This is a genomic window from Paenibacillus sp. Y930 (assembly GCF_056786375.1).
The window spans coordinates 52,073-67,570 of record NZ_JBXCIX010000007.1 but is presented as its reverse complement, the minus strand read 5'-3'; the positions used below and the strand labels follow the sequence as shown (position 1 = coordinate 67,570).

At 40.4% G+C, this 15,498-nt stretch carries 15 protein-coding genes; all 15 read left to right on the top strand.

Annotated features, from left to right (window positions below):
- The first annotated feature begins 178 nt into the window (after positions 1-178).
- The 15 genes from AC1TO5_RS18180 to fliD all read left to right on the top strand — a co-directional run bounded on the left by AC1TO5_RS18180 (position 179) and on the right by fliD (position 15,491).
- Positions 179-2,866: a stalk domain-containing protein gene (locus AC1TO5_RS18180; RefSeq protein ID WP_482064255.1), complete on the top strand. Its 2,688-nt coding sequence runs from the start codon at positions 179-181 to the stop codon at positions 2,864-2,866.
- A 70-nt stretch (positions 2,867-2,936) separates the two neighbouring features.
- Complete coding sequence (locus tag AC1TO5_RS18175) at positions 2,937-4,097, top strand: sensor histidine kinase (protein ID WP_482064254.1); 1,161 nt, start codon at positions 2,937-2,939, stop codon at positions 4,095-4,097.
- 18 nt (positions 4,098-4,115) lie between these two features.
- Positions 4,116-4,844, top strand: coding sequence for a response regulator (locus AC1TO5_RS18170; RefSeq protein WP_482064330.1), 729 nt, complete (start codon positions 4,116-4,118; stop codon positions 4,842-4,844).
- Between the two features lie 154 nt (positions 4,845-4,998).
- The gene (locus tag AC1TO5_RS18165) at positions 4,999-5,364 is read left to right on the top strand and encodes a hypothetical protein (protein WP_482064253.1); all 366 of its coding nucleotides are present in this window, start codon (positions 4,999-5,001) and stop codon (positions 5,362-5,364) included.
- A 219-nt stretch (positions 5,365-5,583) separates the two neighbouring features.
- A complete protein-coding gene (locus tag AC1TO5_RS18160) occupies positions 5,584-7,695 on the top strand; it encodes a helicase-related protein (RefSeq protein WP_482064252.1) in 2,112 nt (703 codons plus the stop codon).
- 151 nt (positions 7,696-7,846) lie between these two features.
- Complete coding sequence (locus AC1TO5_RS18155) at positions 7,847-8,701, top strand: ComF family protein (RefSeq protein WP_482064251.1); 855 nt, start codon at positions 7,847-7,849, stop codon at positions 8,699-8,701.
- A gap of 114 nt (positions 8,702-8,815) precedes the next feature.
- Positions 8,816-9,238: a flagellar protein gene (locus AC1TO5_RS18150; RefSeq protein WP_482064250.1), complete on the top strand. Its 423-nt coding sequence runs from the start codon at positions 8,816-8,818 to the stop codon at positions 9,236-9,238.
- A 94-nt stretch (positions 9,239-9,332) separates the two neighbouring features.
- Positions 9,333-9,596 carry a flagellar biosynthesis anti-sigma factor FlgM gene (locus AC1TO5_RS18145; protein WP_482064249.1) on the top strand — a complete coding sequence of 88 codons (264 nt, stop codon included), beginning with the start codon at positions 9,333-9,335 and terminating at the stop codon, positions 9,594-9,596.
- A gap of 27 nt (positions 9,597-9,623) precedes the next feature.
- Positions 9,624-10,133, top strand: coding sequence for a flagellar protein FlgN (locus tag AC1TO5_RS18140; RefSeq protein ID WP_482064248.1), 510 nt, complete (start codon positions 9,624-9,626; stop codon positions 10,131-10,133).
- Positions 10,134-10,339: 206 nt separating this feature from the next.
- Positions 10,340-11,929, top strand: coding sequence for a flagellar hook-associated protein FlgK (gene flgK / locus AC1TO5_RS18135; protein ID WP_482064247.1), 1,590 nt, complete (start codon positions 10,340-10,342; stop codon positions 11,927-11,929).
- A gap of 87 nt (positions 11,930-12,016) precedes the next feature.
- Entirely contained in the window at positions 12,017-12,955 is a 939-nt protein-coding gene (gene flgL / locus AC1TO5_RS18130; protein ID WP_482064246.1) for a flagellar hook-associated protein FlgL, read from the top strand.
- Positions 12,956-12,978: 23 nt separating this feature from the next.
- Complete coding sequence (gene fliW / locus AC1TO5_RS18125; protein ID WP_482064245.1) at positions 12,979-13,431, top strand: flagellar assembly protein FliW; 453 nt, start codon at positions 12,979-12,981, stop codon at positions 13,429-13,431.
- Positions 13,425-13,676, top strand: coding sequence for a carbon storage regulator CsrA (gene csrA, locus AC1TO5_RS18120; RefSeq protein ID WP_482064244.1), 252 nt, complete (start codon positions 13,425-13,427; stop codon positions 13,674-13,676). Before fliW ends, csrA begins: the two co-directional genes overlap by 7 nt.
- 13 nt (positions 13,677-13,689) lie before the next feature.
- Positions 13,690-14,067: a flagellar protein FlaG gene (locus tag AC1TO5_RS18115; RefSeq protein WP_482064243.1), complete on the top strand. Its 378-nt coding sequence runs from the start codon at positions 13,690-13,692 to the stop codon at positions 14,065-14,067.
- Positions 14,068-14,096: 29 nt separating this feature from the next.
- Positions 14,097-15,491 carry a flagellar filament capping protein FliD gene (fliD, locus tag AC1TO5_RS18110; protein ID WP_482064242.1) on the top strand — a complete coding sequence of 465 codons (1,395 nt, stop codon included), beginning with the start codon at positions 14,097-14,099 and terminating at the stop codon, positions 15,489-15,491.
- The last annotated feature ends 7 nt before the right edge of the window (positions 15,492-15,498 follow it).

Below are 15,498 nucleotides of genomic sequence, written 5' to 3'. Positions count from 1 at the left end.
CAAGTTAGTGGTTTTTTGTGCGTGAGCGCGCCCATACGCTGAGTGTCCACCCGTCACCAACTCTACCAAATGTGACAATCTCGCATCAATTGAAAAAACTTACCATGAAGGGAAACTTTCTATTCTCTTTTGTAGTCTAATATAATAGAGAGATAGGAATGGGAGAGTAGATTACAAGATGCGTAGATATACAATCAAACAATTATTTACTAAGAAGAAAGCAATTATGATCATGCTGACGGGTGCGCTAGTTATTACGCCAATCCAGCAAATATTACCATTTGGAAGCAGCCATTATATGAATGTTGCGGACGCTGCAACGAATTCTAATAGTTTAGTAGCTATAGGTGAGAGTATTGTTTCAGCGGGCGTGGTAAGGAAAGAATATACGTTCAAGACAACAAGAAATGCTAAAGCTGTCTCGACTGGCGTTCATGTTATGGAAATCGATCTTAGCAATCCGTATATTTCGTTGCAGGCACTTAGTGGAACGAATGGACAAGTAGGCAAGCGAACCAATGTAATGAATATGGCAAGTAATACAGGTGCGATTGCAGCAATTAACGGCGATGTTTTCGTCATGAAGAATGAAGGTACTTCATTAGGCTCGCAAATTATAGCAGGATCACTAGTTGTCAGCCCGTCTTTATTGAAAGGTATGTATGCATTTGGCGTAACAACGGACAAAAAACCGACCATTGATATGTACACATTTGAAGGAAATGTTCAATCAAGTAGCGGTCAAAGCTTCGTATTATCGGGAATTAATCAGTCTACATATTCATCTGATGTTACTGGGGAAGCCTACAGTCATTCTAACAAGCTATATATATATACTAGTTCATGGAGCGGGGCACAGCGTCCGATTAACTCTGGCACAACGCCAACGGAAGTGCTTGTCGTTGATAATGTAGTCCAGGAAATTGTGCAAAATGGTAGCATTACGACGGCAATTCCAAGCAATGGTTATATTTTACGCGGACATAAGGATGCAGCACAATTTCTCGTAACGAATATGACGGTTGGCTCGGCGGTAGAGGCGAACTATAATCTAGTATCACAGACGACGAAGCAGAAGGTTGATCCTGCTAAGTTTGAAATGATGGTGAGTGGACATACTTTGCTTGTAGAGAATGGGAAAGCATCGAGCTTTTCTCGTGATATTGCAGGTGTAAGTGGTAACTCTTACACATCTCGTACAGCGATCGGTTACTCCGCGGATGGCAAAAAGGTATATATGGTTACGGCAGAAAAGTCAGGCGCTAATACGGGGCTCAGCTTGAAGGAGCTACAGACGGTACTCGTATCGCTTGGCGCGCATAAAGCGGTTAATATGGACGGCGGTGGATCTACGACAATGGTAGAGCGCAAGCTAGGCTATTCAAGTCTATCACTCGCTCACGTTACACAAGAAAGCTCATTGCGTAGTGTAGCTAATGGTATTGGTGTATTTACAACTGCTCCTCAGGGCTCATTGAAAGGTCTAATTATTTCGGGCAGTAATTCAATTTTAATTGGGCAGTCCATTACTTTAAATGCGCGGGCATATGATTCTTACTATAATCCGATCAGTGCAGATGTTAGTTGGTCAAGCCTGAATAGTAATGGAAGCTTATCTGGTAATGTCCTTACGGCTAAGGCCAAAGGAACCGTATCGATCAAAGCTACGTCGGGTAGCGTTTCAGCATTGAAAGAAGTAAATGTTGTTGGCGGAGATCAAATCGCGTCATTAGTACCTTCAACTAAGATAGGTACGTTGTCTGCTGGATCGTCATTACCAGTTACATTTAAAGCTACGTTGAAAAATGGTGAGACTCATCAATTAGATGGAAACTATTTGAAATGGGATTTTGTTGGATTTAATGGTACATTTAAAGATGGCAATATTGTTGTGAATTCAGTCAATGCAAATGCAAAAAGTGGCTATGCCGTTGCTTCGTATGATGGATTTACGACGATGATTCCGTATAGCAATGAACAAACAGTTAGCGGCGTTGAGAATTTCAATGCAGTTGGCTATGCGATTACGAATCAAGTGCTGCCAGCAGATGTAACAAAGGGTAGCGCTAAGCTAGTAGCGGGTTCTACTTCTGATAGTGCAGATAAAGCGTTGCAAATAAGTTATGACTTTTCTGCAGGCACAGGAACAAAAGCTTCTTATGCAAAGCTCGGTGACATAGGTAGAACGCTGTCTCCTAATCTAACAGCATTAGCATTTGATGTGAACGGTGACGGAAGTAATAACTGGCTTCGTGCAGAGATTATCGATAGCGACAGTCAATTACATTATGTTGATATTGCGAAAAGCGTCGATTGGACGGGCTGGAAAAACATAAAAGTCAATGTAGATACGAGTGCGATGAAGGGCACTATTAAATTAAGAAGAGTATATATGATATCTCTGGACTCTACAAAAGCTGGGCTTGCAAGTTCAGGTCAAGTGACGGTAGATAATATTATGCAGTATTCAAATTCTACAAATACATCTGAACAGGCGAATACCGTTGTCAAACTATATATTGATAAAAAACAAGCAACAGTTAACGGTAAATCAACTACTCTCGATGCAGCTCCAATATTGAAAGGTAACTATACTTATTTGCCATTACGATTCGTTACTGAGCAACTAGGCGCAACATTGCAATATGACAATGCAACGAAAACAGTGAAGGTATTTAGCGGCTCGACGCTACTTCAGATGACAATAGGTAAAAAAGAGTATGTGCTGAATGGCGTTCGTTATGAATCGGATGTTGCACCATTTACAACGAATGGACGTACATTAATTCCGGTACGATTGTTCTCTGAAAAGCTAGGCTTCAAAGTTAATTATAATCACCTCGAGCGTAGCGTGACTATACAGTAAAAGTATGGTTGTTAGCGCAATTATGATATGATAAGACAAGCAATAAATGTAAAAGGAGTGCCTGGATACGGTGGATCACCACTCAGTCGATATTAATCGAATATTTTCTAATGCGATTCAAGTAATGGAAACTAGCAAATATCAAATCTACGAGGTATGTGAATCTGCTAGAGATGAGCTACGTGCCTTGGAGAGAGAACTTGAACAGGTGCTACAGCAAACGGTTCAGGTGATTGAGGAGGTTGACAAGCTTGAGCTTGAATACCGATATACCAGAATTCGTTTGACAGAAGTAAGTCGCGAATTCTCTCGCTACGGTGAGCAGGATATTAAGCGGGCTTATGAAAAAGCAACGTTAACACAGTTGCAACTTGCTACTTTACGCGAGCAAGAAAAACATCTTAAGCTCCGTAGAGATGATCTTCAAATTCGAGTTCGAAATGCCGAAAAAAATATTGAACGAGCGGAAACAATAGCATCTCAGATGAATGTTGTGCTCGACTATTTGTCAGGTGATCTAGAACATGTGACCCGTATAATAGAATCGGCTAAAAACCGTCAATTGCTTGGTTTGAAAATCATTTTGGCACAAGAGGAAGAACGCAAACGAATTGCAAGGGAAATTCATGATGGACCTGCACAATCGTTGGCGAATATTGTTCTTCGTACCGAAATAGCGGAACGAATGCTCCAAAAGGAAAATTACCCACTCGTACAAACTGAATTAGTGGATCTAAAGGGTCAAGTTAGAGCGGGCATAGAAGAAATTCGGAAGGTCATTTTCAATTTGCGTCCGATGGCATTAGATGATCTAGGCTTAATTCCGACGCTAAGAAAGCTCACTCAGGATTTTGAAGAAAAATCTAAAATCCATACGATATTCGATATTTCAGGCAAGGAATTACGTCTTAATTCTTCTATGGAAGCTGCGATCTATCGCCTTGTACAAGAAGCGTTATCCAATGTAACGAAGCATGCTGAGGCGACGAGAGTATCGGTAGGAATTGGATTCCAGCAGGATCAGCTCCAGTTAAGTATCAAGGATAATGGAAAAGGATTCCACAGCAGTTGCAATACCAATTCTAATCTCAATTCGGAAGATGACCAGACACATTATGGTTTGATCGGGATGCATGAGCGAGTAGAGCTTATTGAAGGCACAATTGATATTCAATCGGAAGTAGGCAGAGGAACGGACATCAGGATAGTCATACCTCTTAAAACGACCTAAGAAAGGGGAAAGTTTATGATGAGTAAGCTAGATAACGGCCCATCCGATAGTACAACAATTAAAATTTTATTGGCAGATGACCATCAATTATTTCGCGAAGGTCTCAAACGTATTCTGAATATGGAAGATGATATTGAAGTGATTGGAGAATGTGGTGATGGTATACAAGTGTTAGAGTTTTGTAACCATACAATACCTGATATCGTTCTGATGGATATCAATATGCCCATTGAGACAGGAGTCGTTACGACAGAGCGATTGAAAGATTTATTTCCAGATGTGAAAGTTATTATATTATCGATTCATGATGATGAAAGCTATGTGTTTGAGGCGCTGAGAAAAGGTGCAACAGGCTATTTGCTGAAGGATATGGGAGCAGAAGCATTAATCAATGCGATTCGTTCAGTTTCACAAGGTTATTCTTATATTCATCCTAAAGTAACGGGTAAATTAATTAATCAACTGCGTCGTATGACGTATTTAGATGAAATTGGCGTGTCAGCAAGCCAAACGATTGATATTGGAGCGACATATATTCCGTTAGAGGAAAGCCCGCTTACACGTCGTGAAGCAGAAGTACTGCGCTTAATGGCGGAAGGTAAAAGTAATAAGACGATAGGTGAAAATTTGTTCATTAGCGAAAAAACAGTAAAAAATCATGTTAGTAGCATACTACAAAAAATGGAAGTTGATGATCGTACTCAAGCGGTTATTAATTCTATTAAATTTGGTTGGGTTACGCTCTAATATTACAGCTATATTTCATATTGTAAATGATGGTTATGTTATATCTTATTACTGAATAAGATACGACATAACCATTTTTTTGTGTCGGTAAAGTTGGAGTAGGTTACCGCTTAGCGTTGTTTTGCATACAATATGCAAAGAGGGGGTATCAACGATGATTAAACTTCTGCTTATTGTTATTGGATGCTATATTATCGCGGCTGCTATCGTACATGTGTATTATTACTTATCAAGTCGTCAACAACCAACAAAGCGTCATTATATATTATTAGATCACGAGCAACAGGATAGTATGGAGTGGTACTATCGCTCGTTCCAGCGTTTTTCACATTGGATGGGTATCCCGGTTCACATAACGGTGGTCAACACTCAGCCTAATCGGGATTTGCGTCAAATGGTAGATCACTGGGGTAGAAATAATAATGATATTGTATTGAATGATCGAGTTAGTGGCATATCAGATCATGCGATCATTATTGATCTGAGTAAACAAGATGACTTGTGTAAGTTGCCATTCTAGCCTATAATAGTGACATAATTTGTAAGCGTGAAGCACACGAAACGATCCATTTATGGACATTCGTGTGCTTTTTTTGCGTTTGTCTATGCTTTCGAAGTTACTTTTTGTTATTAAGTAGCATTTCGCGATGCTACAAAAAGTTTGGATTATGCTTTCGAAGTTACTTTTTGTTTACTAAGTAGCATTTCGCGATGCTACAAAAAGTTTGGGGGAATACAGTTGTATGCAAAGTTAATATTATGGACGCAATCGACAGAGTACCGGCTACTGCTACTACCTTATGAAAAGCGTAATCAGTTTCAAGTGGAGGAATGGGTTTGCTACATGCAGAGAGGGAGTATATATAGCGTGACCATGCAGCCAATTTCGCTAGCGTACGGTGATTATGTAGTTAGGCAATGGATGACGGGTAAACGGAGCTATCAAAGTTTGCATAGTGCAAAGCATGCAGTAGCTCGGCTGCTGCATGCTCAGTTACAGGTGCGCTGGATCGATGGAGTAGTGGAGTTAGAGCCAGTAGCTGGTGCTACTGCTGTTAATGTTAGTAATGCTGCCATGTTTGAGTTTGTTATTAGTAGTGATGCCGTTAGTAGCGCTGACGCTGAGCAAGATAGGCTTGCTGCATTGCAGTTGGCGTCGTTAATGAGGGGGAGAAAGCTGCTTTATGGGGAGCTGCAATCATTGGTGGCTGATCAAGTACAAGGCGGAGTACTACACAATTGGCGTGCAGCATTGCAAAGATGCATCATAGAGGGAAGTATCGTAGTAGGAAGTAGCGTGCAGTTGCAACGCTTGGGAAGTGGAAGCAGGCAGGCTCGGTATTGTTGCTTACGTTGCTATGAGCAGCAATTAGAGCATACTTCGTCAGTCTGCACTTACTGTGGACAAGCCTGCTACTATTGCAAGGAATGTCTTGTTATGGGGAGAAGTCGCACTTGTGGCTTATTGCTCGTAGGGCGGTATCTTTCACCTTTACTTGGGGAAGGATCTGGAGAAGAAATAGAGACTATAGAAGGTATAGTTATCCATCCAAGCCGAATCGTACAATTGGGGAGATACCATCTTAGTCCCGCGCAGCAAAAAGCCACGAAAGCAGCGTTAGGTTACATTTATAGACAGAACAAGATTTATGTTGAACTGCGAGAACGTGGTCGTGCCGAGGGGTGTAGTATGGGTTCGGAGGACCGGAGGGGAAATAGGCAGCTTGTAGATGACCAAGAAAAGGAGGGGGTGAGTGAGCGTAGTGCTAGGAAGGGAGCGGTAACAGGGAAGCAATTAATTGATCGTTTGCTTGGTCATAGGCTGCAACAGCTGCAAAGTTGGCGGCAACGCTACGATCGTAACTATCTTATTTGGGCGGTGACAGGGGCGGGTAAAACCGAGATGATCTTTCCGCTTATCGAATATGTAACAAAGCAAGGTGGTAAAGTGCTACTAGCAACGCCGCGCCGAGATGTTGTGCTAGAGCTAGATCCACGTTTGCGAAAGGCATTTCCTGAGCTGTCGATTGTAACATTGTATGGCGGGAGTACTCAGCGCTGGCAAGAGGGGCAGCTCGTAGTAGCTACAACGCATCAATTAATGAGATTCCAACAAACCTTTGAGCTTGTTATTATTGATGAACTAGATGCATTCCCTTACCATGGTGATCCCCGTCTATATCGTGTAGCGGCGCAATGCAGCACATTAGGCGGTATTAGGATATTGTTATCAGCAACCCCGCCTAGAGAGCTACAGCAGGCAATGAGTGCGAAGCTACTTAGCTATGTATTGCTTCCCGTTCGCTATCATCGCCATCCACTCCCCGTACCAACTATGCTAACCACGCCTTCCATAGCAGAGCAATTACGAAAGTCTAGTATACCAACAGCTGTAATTGCCGCGATGAAGCAATCCATTGCTAGAGGCGCCCAGTTGTTTGTATTTGTTCAACGTATTGCTGAAGCGGAGCCATATGTTACATTGCTACAGCGTTATTTTCCGAGCATTGTCATTGCAGCAACATCCTCTAAGGACGATGGACGCACAGAGAAGGTGCAATCTTTTCGCCAGCGGTATATAAGAATGTTGGTGACGACAACTATATTGGAGCGTGGTATCACTATTCCACAAAGTGATGTCTATATTTGCGATGCGGATGGATCATTATTCGATGAAGCATCACTCGTACAAATGGCTGGACGTGCAGGAAGATCAGCCGATGATCCCAAGGGCAAAGTGTATTTTGCAGCTAAACATCGTAATGAAGCACAATTGCGAGCATTGAAGCAAATCGTGAAAATGAATAAACAGGCGAGGAAGGAACGGTATTTGTTGGAGCAGTATTGGTAGTGGGGCTTTTTAACAACATAACTATTTTTACTTCGCACAAACTGCGTTGCCATGCGGAATAAAGGGAAAAGTGACTTTGTTACACAACCAAACTGTGCCACCATGCAAATTAAAGAGGGTTAATTCACATAGAAGAAGGAGGTGACACCCGATGCCATCATCTATGCAAAATAAATGGTTATGGTGGTTAACAGCTAGAAAACGTCATTGTCTCTGCTGTCAAAATAGTGTTACTCATAATCGTTATGAACGCAGTAACCATTATCCTTGGATTGATCGAAGATTATATGAACTGCTTTGCGCGACATGTGTGGCCAACATTCCGTGGATTACTACAGTACAATGTAGACGGTGTGGACGAGCTCAGGTTTGCCAGGATTGTCATTATCGCGAGACGAGTGCATTACGTTGTAATCGTAGTGCGGTAAGATATACGGATGAGATGAAACAGTGGCTTAGCACATATAAGTTCCAAGGTGATCAGCGATATCGAGAGCTACTGGCTTTCATGCAATCGCATGTCTATGAACAAGTGACACTTCAATTAGTGAGGGATCAAGGACTGTACGAGCATTGGCAAGCATCACGGCTAACAATTCGTACATATGCTAAGCGATATAAGCTGTGGCAAGTAGTTACTGCGGTACCGACCAGCGAGGAGAGACTGTTGGAGCGGGGGTTCAATCAAGCGCAGCAATTAGCACTGAAAGTCGCTGAGTATGGTAAGCTTCCCTTTATAGAGCTATTGCGTCGTCAGCGTGACAACATCAAACTAAGCTCAAAGAAGAAGTGGGAGCGGGTAAGCACCGTTCAGCAATTGTATATAAGTGAACCATCATACTGGCTGCCGCTTATGGAAGTGTCATCTAGTCGAACGCCAATTAATATACTACTTATAGATGACGTATATACGACGGGTAGCACGATAGAAGCCTGCGCTCAGGCCATCTTAGATAGTGCTCCCAGCGAGGTAACAATCTACGGGCTCACATGGGCAAGGGCATAGTAAAGCAGAAAAGATAATAATATTTGAAAATTCACGATAGAACTAATGAAATCCCCTCGAAATTACGATAAAGTATAGTATAAGGTAAAGTGGAATGAAGGAGTTGATTGGGAGATGAATATTGCTAATTGTCCTCGTTGCGGTAAAGTGTTTGCTAAAGGGTTCAAGGATGTATGTCCTGCTTGCGTACGAGATATTGATAAAGAATACGAACTATGTTCTACGTATTTGCGTGAACAGAAAGGTGCATCTATTACAGAGCTATCTGACGAAACAGGTGTTACGATTAGGCAAATTACTAAATTCGTGCGTGAGGGTAGAATTTCGATGATGGATGCTCCAAATTTATCGTATCCATGTGAATCATGTGGGATGCTAATATCCCATAATCATCTATGTGATAGCTGTCGAACACGTTTAACAAATGCTTCGAAAAATTTGTTCCATGAATCCAACATTGCTGAGAACAAAAAACTTACTGACGAACAGGTTCAGAGTGCCTATAAAGGGATTAGCCAGTATAAAGATCGCACATAAATAGGATTTACTATTAATAATAAATACAAAGGAGCCGATAATACTACTAGTAGCTTATCGGCTTTTTAGTTTTTAGAACAATGGGGTGAGTGTAATGAAAATCAATGATATAAATCGTATTAATGGAATTAATAAAACATATCAAAGTCAAACCGATTTTCGGAAGGAAGATAGAAAATCCGTTGCTAAGGATGATATTCAAATTTCTCAAGCAGCACAAGAAATGTTAGAAACTAGTCGCACAGAAAATAGTGAGCGTACACAATACTTGAATGAATTGAAGCAGGTTGTACAGTCTGGAAACTACCATGTAGAGTCTGGGAAAATAGCGGAAAAGTTGTTGCCTTTCTTCAAATAGAATGACGCTAGATATGGAGGGACATGGATGGAACAGTCAGCATTTCAACTTATGATGAGTCAGCTAAGACAATTATTGCTTATCTATCGTGCCTTATTTACATTATCTGATGAGAAAAAAAGGGCCATTATTAACAATGAGATTGAGCTCATTAATGCGCTTACGATGAAAGAGACGAAAGCACTTAAGCCTGTTCCAGAACTTGAGGCAGGGATTCGTGCTCAACTAACTAAGCTACAAAGAGATCTAGGATTTCGACCCAAATTAAAAATGACATTATCGGAAATGACGAAAATGTTAGTTGTACCTGAAGAAAAGCAGGAGTTAACAGAGATTCAGGCTGCCCTTGGAGATGTATCAATAAAGCTTAGTAAAGCGAATGAGCTTAACCAGCAATTGATCCAGCAATCATTAGAGTATGTACATTTCTCGCTGGATGTTCTATGCGGACCGCCCGATGATGAAGTGACGTATAAGCGTCCTACAGTCAATACAGATATACAAAAACGATCAGGAATATATGACACAAGAGCGTGAATTCGCTTATGCTTCCGATGCTACTTTTTATTTACTAGAAGTACAACGAGAAGTTAATAAAAAGTATGGTTAATGCTTCCGATGTAACTTTTTGTATGCAAGAAGTTACATCACGAAGCAATAAAAAGTTAGGTTCATGCTTCCGATGCTACTTTTATTTGCAGGAAGCAGCTCAGGGAGTCAATAAAAGTTTTAGGAGGTTTATAATGGTATCATCATTTCACGGTTTAGAGACGAGCAAGCGTGCACTATTAACGCAACAGGTTGCTTTGAATACAATAGGGCACAATATTTCCAACGCAGCAACAGAGGGTTATTCTCGCCAACGAGTTAATCTTATTAACGCTTCACCATTATCTGCTCCTGGATTTAACCGTATTTTCACACCGGGTCAGATTGGATCAGGCGTAGAATATACGAGTATTACACGTGTACGTGACAGCTACTTAGATATGCAGTACCGTCGTGAAAATCAAGATAAAGGCTTGAATGGAGTATATAATGCCACAATGGAAGCCATTCAGACGATTATTAATGAACCTTCTAATAATGGTGTAAGTGCTGTAATGGATAAGTTTTGGAACTCACTTGAAGTTATGAATCGCGACCCGAACCTACTAAGTGCACGTGTTGATTTTATTGGTAATGCGAAAAACATGGCGGATACATTTAATAAAATAGGAACTTCATTAACAACACTTGAAGGTGATATTAATAGCAATATTGATATTAAGCTTCAGGAAGCAAACCAACTTATTGATGGCATTGCTGAATTGAATGAAACGATTCGTAAAATTGAAATGCTTGGCGATCATGCGAATGATTATCGTGACCAACGAGATGTCCTTGTCGATAAATTATCTAAAATTGTAGATGTACAATATACAGAAGATGCGAACGGTATGCTTAACGTCTATAGCGCTGGCATTCAGGTTGTTAATGGCCAATTGCAAACAGCTTTAACTGGTGCTGATGTTTCTGGTATTACAAGTGGTGAAATTGCAGGTTACAAAAAATCACAAACGGATATTATCCAAACACGTAGTCAATTGGATGCATTGGTTGATACGCTTATCAACGGTGAAATTCAAATTACAATGCCTAATGGCTACAAAACATCAACCCCGATGATTGCTGATAACGAAGTAACAGCGGTCGATGAATTCGGAGTAACAACAACCTATGCGGCAGGAACAACAATTCCAGCGAACTCGAAAATAACGACTAGTGCAAAGTTTACGGTAGAGGGTTTCAATGGTGTTCATAAGTTAGGTTACACACTGAACTCACCTGCTGAGACTGGATTAGATTTCTTCACATTGAAGGATACAACATTACCATTCTCTATCGATAATATTGAAGTTAATCCTGAAATTCAGAAGGATACGAACAAAGTTGCAGCATCTGGTCAATTCGAGGGGCCTCTTACAGGTATGTCAGCGATTAAAGGTAATAGTGATATTGCGTTAGCATTAACGAGCTTACGTAATTTGAAGTTTGAATTCCCTGCTGATATGACTTCACTATCTACAGGTACAGCGGATGATTATTTCCGAGCATTTGTTAGTGATCTGGGAACACGTTCAAGTATTGCAGATACTAATTACAAGAAAAGCAGCGATTTGACTGATAATGTGGAGATCCGCAGGCAATCAGTAAGCGGCGTGCAAATGGATGAAGAATTAACGGATATGCTTCGCTTCCAGCATGCGTACAATGCTGCTGCTCGTAATATGACAGCGGTAGATGAGATGCTTGATAAGATTATTAACGGCATGGGGCTTGTAGGAAGATAATATACAAAAATAGATAATGCTTCCGATGTATTTTTTCATTATTGGAAGCTATTGAGTCAGCAATGAAAAAATTGGAGGAGGTAGATTATGCGAATTACTAGTATGATGCAAAATACGCAGTTGTTACGTAATATCGGTAACAATAGTAATAATATATTGGGTTGGCAGAACAAGCTAGCTACTGGCCAGAAGATTAGTAAGCCAAGTGATGATCCTGTTGGAATTGGCTATCAGATGCGCTATACGACAGAGCTTAGTCGTAATGAACAATATCTTGCCAATGCGAATACAGGATATGGTTGGTTAAGTCAGACGGATTCTGTGTTGCAACAAGCGAATGCTATTTTACAACGTGTGAACACACTTGTGAATCAGGCGGCAAATGGTACAGTAACCCCTGAAGTTAGAGAACAAATCGGTCTTGAAGTGTCACAGCTTCGTGAACAGATGGTTTCGATCGGTAATAGTACGTATGACGGTCGACATATATTCAACGGTCAGAAAACAGACGTACAACCCTATTCATCAGCGAATGCAGCATATAATACTACGGATAGTGGCGTATATTACTTGAATGTGAGCTCATCTGTTACTGTAGAAGTGAGTCTTTCGGGAGAAACGATATTTGGTAAAGCAGGAACACCAGAGCAACCAGGTCCGCCAGTAGTTCCAGCAGTTCCTGGAAATAATATCTTCCAAATGTTTGATGATATTATTGGTCATCTAAATGGTGGTCAGCCAGCAGACCAAACCGCTTTATCCGCTAGCTTAACTGATATCGATGGTGCAATCGGACAAATCTCGTTAAGTCTTGCTGAGGTTGGCGCGCGTATGAATCGATTTGAATTGATTCAAAGCCGTATCGCGGATGAGAAGGTAAGCTTAACAACATTGAGATCAAGTGTTGCTGATGTAGATATGGCTGATGCGATTATTCAATTACAGCTACAGCAGAACGTTCTGCAAGCTTCCCTATCTGTTGGAGCAAAAGTGATGCAGATGTCATTACTGGATTATATTCGTTAGTAAGTTGAGGGAGTGCAGTATACATGGGTGAGAACACCGTTTCTAATCAAGTGATAAAGAGCAATCTTTATGGCGAAATCATCGTAGAAGATCATCAAATCTTTCATTTTGCACAAGGTATTGTGGGCTTTTCTCATCTAAAGCAATTTGCATTACTGCCTTATGAAGATACTGAACTATTTATTTTGCAGTCATTTAGTGAAGAAATCAGCTTATTATTAGTTCCAGCTGCTTACAGTGAGAATAACATTAGCTTTCACATAGATGAATCAACTGTGGAACAACTGGGCGTTCAAGATGAAGATGAATTAGCAATATTTTATGTATTGCGATTTATTGATAACAGTCCTTTTATTAATTTACGGGCACCTATTCTTGTCGTATCGACTACACAGAAAGGTTGCCAATATGTCGTTTCAGATGATTCACTAAGCCTACGAGCGCCATTGGTAATTAAAGGTGAGGTTGAATGCTAGTATTGAAGCGCAAAGTAGGCGAGGTTGTTCGGATTGCCAATGATATAGAAGTTCATGTATTAGCAGTTGAGGGCGATACGATCAAGTTGGGATTCGAAGCTCCCAAGCATATTCAGATTTTACGATCTGAAGTGTATGACGCTATCGAAGCAGAAAATGTGAAGTCAGTAATGTCGAGTGATCATGACACTAAGGAAATATTGAAGCAGCTTAAGAAGAGATCTCTCCATAACGATAACAGTTAAGGGAGGAATTATTGTGTTTAGTTCAATCAATCGTATGGATGGATCCTCAGTTGATTGGAGTCAATTACCTGGAGTGAAGAAGCAAGTAGAGGCTTCACAGGAAATTCAGAAAATCGGCTCTTCTGCACATGCTATTAACAACGCAGATTCTAAATTCACAGAGCAAGACAGAGACAGACTCTACAAGGAAGTGGAGAAAGTCAACGCAACACTAAAAATGGAAAGTAAATCCATGCGTATCAAGTTTAGTGAAAAGGCCGAACAGTATTATGTGGAAGTATTCGATTCTCGTACGCAAGAGGTTATTGAAAGTATTCCTGGTAAGCATATTATCGAGTTAGCGGCCAAGTTAAAGGACATGATCGGATTTTTCATTGATGAAAAACGTTAAATACAAATTATTATTGAGGAGTGAATATTATGGCATTCAGTATTAATGGTCTATCATCGGGATTGGATACTGCTCAAATTATTAAAGATCTTATGTCTATTGAGCGTTTACCGTATACTAATCTACAGTCGAAAAAGTCTAATTTGCAAACGGAGCAAGCCGTATTCCGTCAATTGAATACGAAGCTAAGTGCTCTTCAAAGACAAGCGAGCGATATGCAATACAGTACATCATTCAACAAAAATATGGGCACATTTTCCAATACTGGTGTCGGAAGTGCTACTGCGGCAGATAACGCTGTAGCTGGTAGTTATACCATCAATGTTACGCAACTCGCTCAGAGTCAAATTACAGGATTATCTGGTATTGACAAGGCTGGAACTAATCTAACGACTGCAACTTTCACAATTAATGGTAAAGATATTAATATTGCTACGTTGGCGACTACCGAAAAACCTATCACCAACAATAAAGAAGCGCTAGATGCATTAGTAAATAAAATTAATAGTAGCACTGAATATGGCGGGAAAGCATCCATAGTTGATCCTACGGGATCAGGAGATTTGACATTAAGTGTTACTTCTACAGGAGCATCTAGTGTTAACTTCACACTTACTACAGGTTCAATTACGGATTCAAGTACGGAATTACAAGCTGGTCAGAATGCAATATTTACTGTTGATGGAGTGACAGTAACACGTCCTTCTAATACAATTTCTGATGCAATTAATGGCGTAACATTGAACCTGCAAGCCGTAGGGACTTCAACACTTACTATTGGTAAAGACGTAGAAGCAGTCACTAAGCAAGTCGAAGAATTCGTAAAGGCATATAACGATATCGTTGATCTATTGAAAAAAAATCTATCTAAACCAGAAAATTCACCGACAACAAACCTAACTAACCCAGATGATAAAGTAGTTGTTAATCCCTTGCAAGGTGATTCTACACTGAAAGCTATTCAAAATGAGATGTATAGTATATTTACAGGTATGGTTTCAAAGGATGGTGCTTTTGCTGGATTTATGGAGGACATTGGAATTAGTATAGATAAAGGCGTTACCAATGGTAGCTTAATGACAGGTAAAATTACGTTTGACAAAACGGTATTTGGCACAGCTCTTAAAGAAAATCCTGATAAAGTTACATCTATTTTTTCAGATCGTATGGATACTTTGCAAAACGCTCTTGTGAAAAATTATACGGGTACTATTAATGGCACGCTGGCTATGAAAGTTACTGGCTATGATAGTGAAATTAAAATGGTAGATGAACGCTTAAGCGCAATGGAACTGAGACTGCAAGTGAAAGAAGATCGTATGAAATTACAGTACAGTAGAATGGAAGTTATGCTATCATCACTGAAGAGTGAACAGGATTGGTTATCAAGTCAATTTGAATCTCTACTTAACACTAAGAAATAAAGTACAA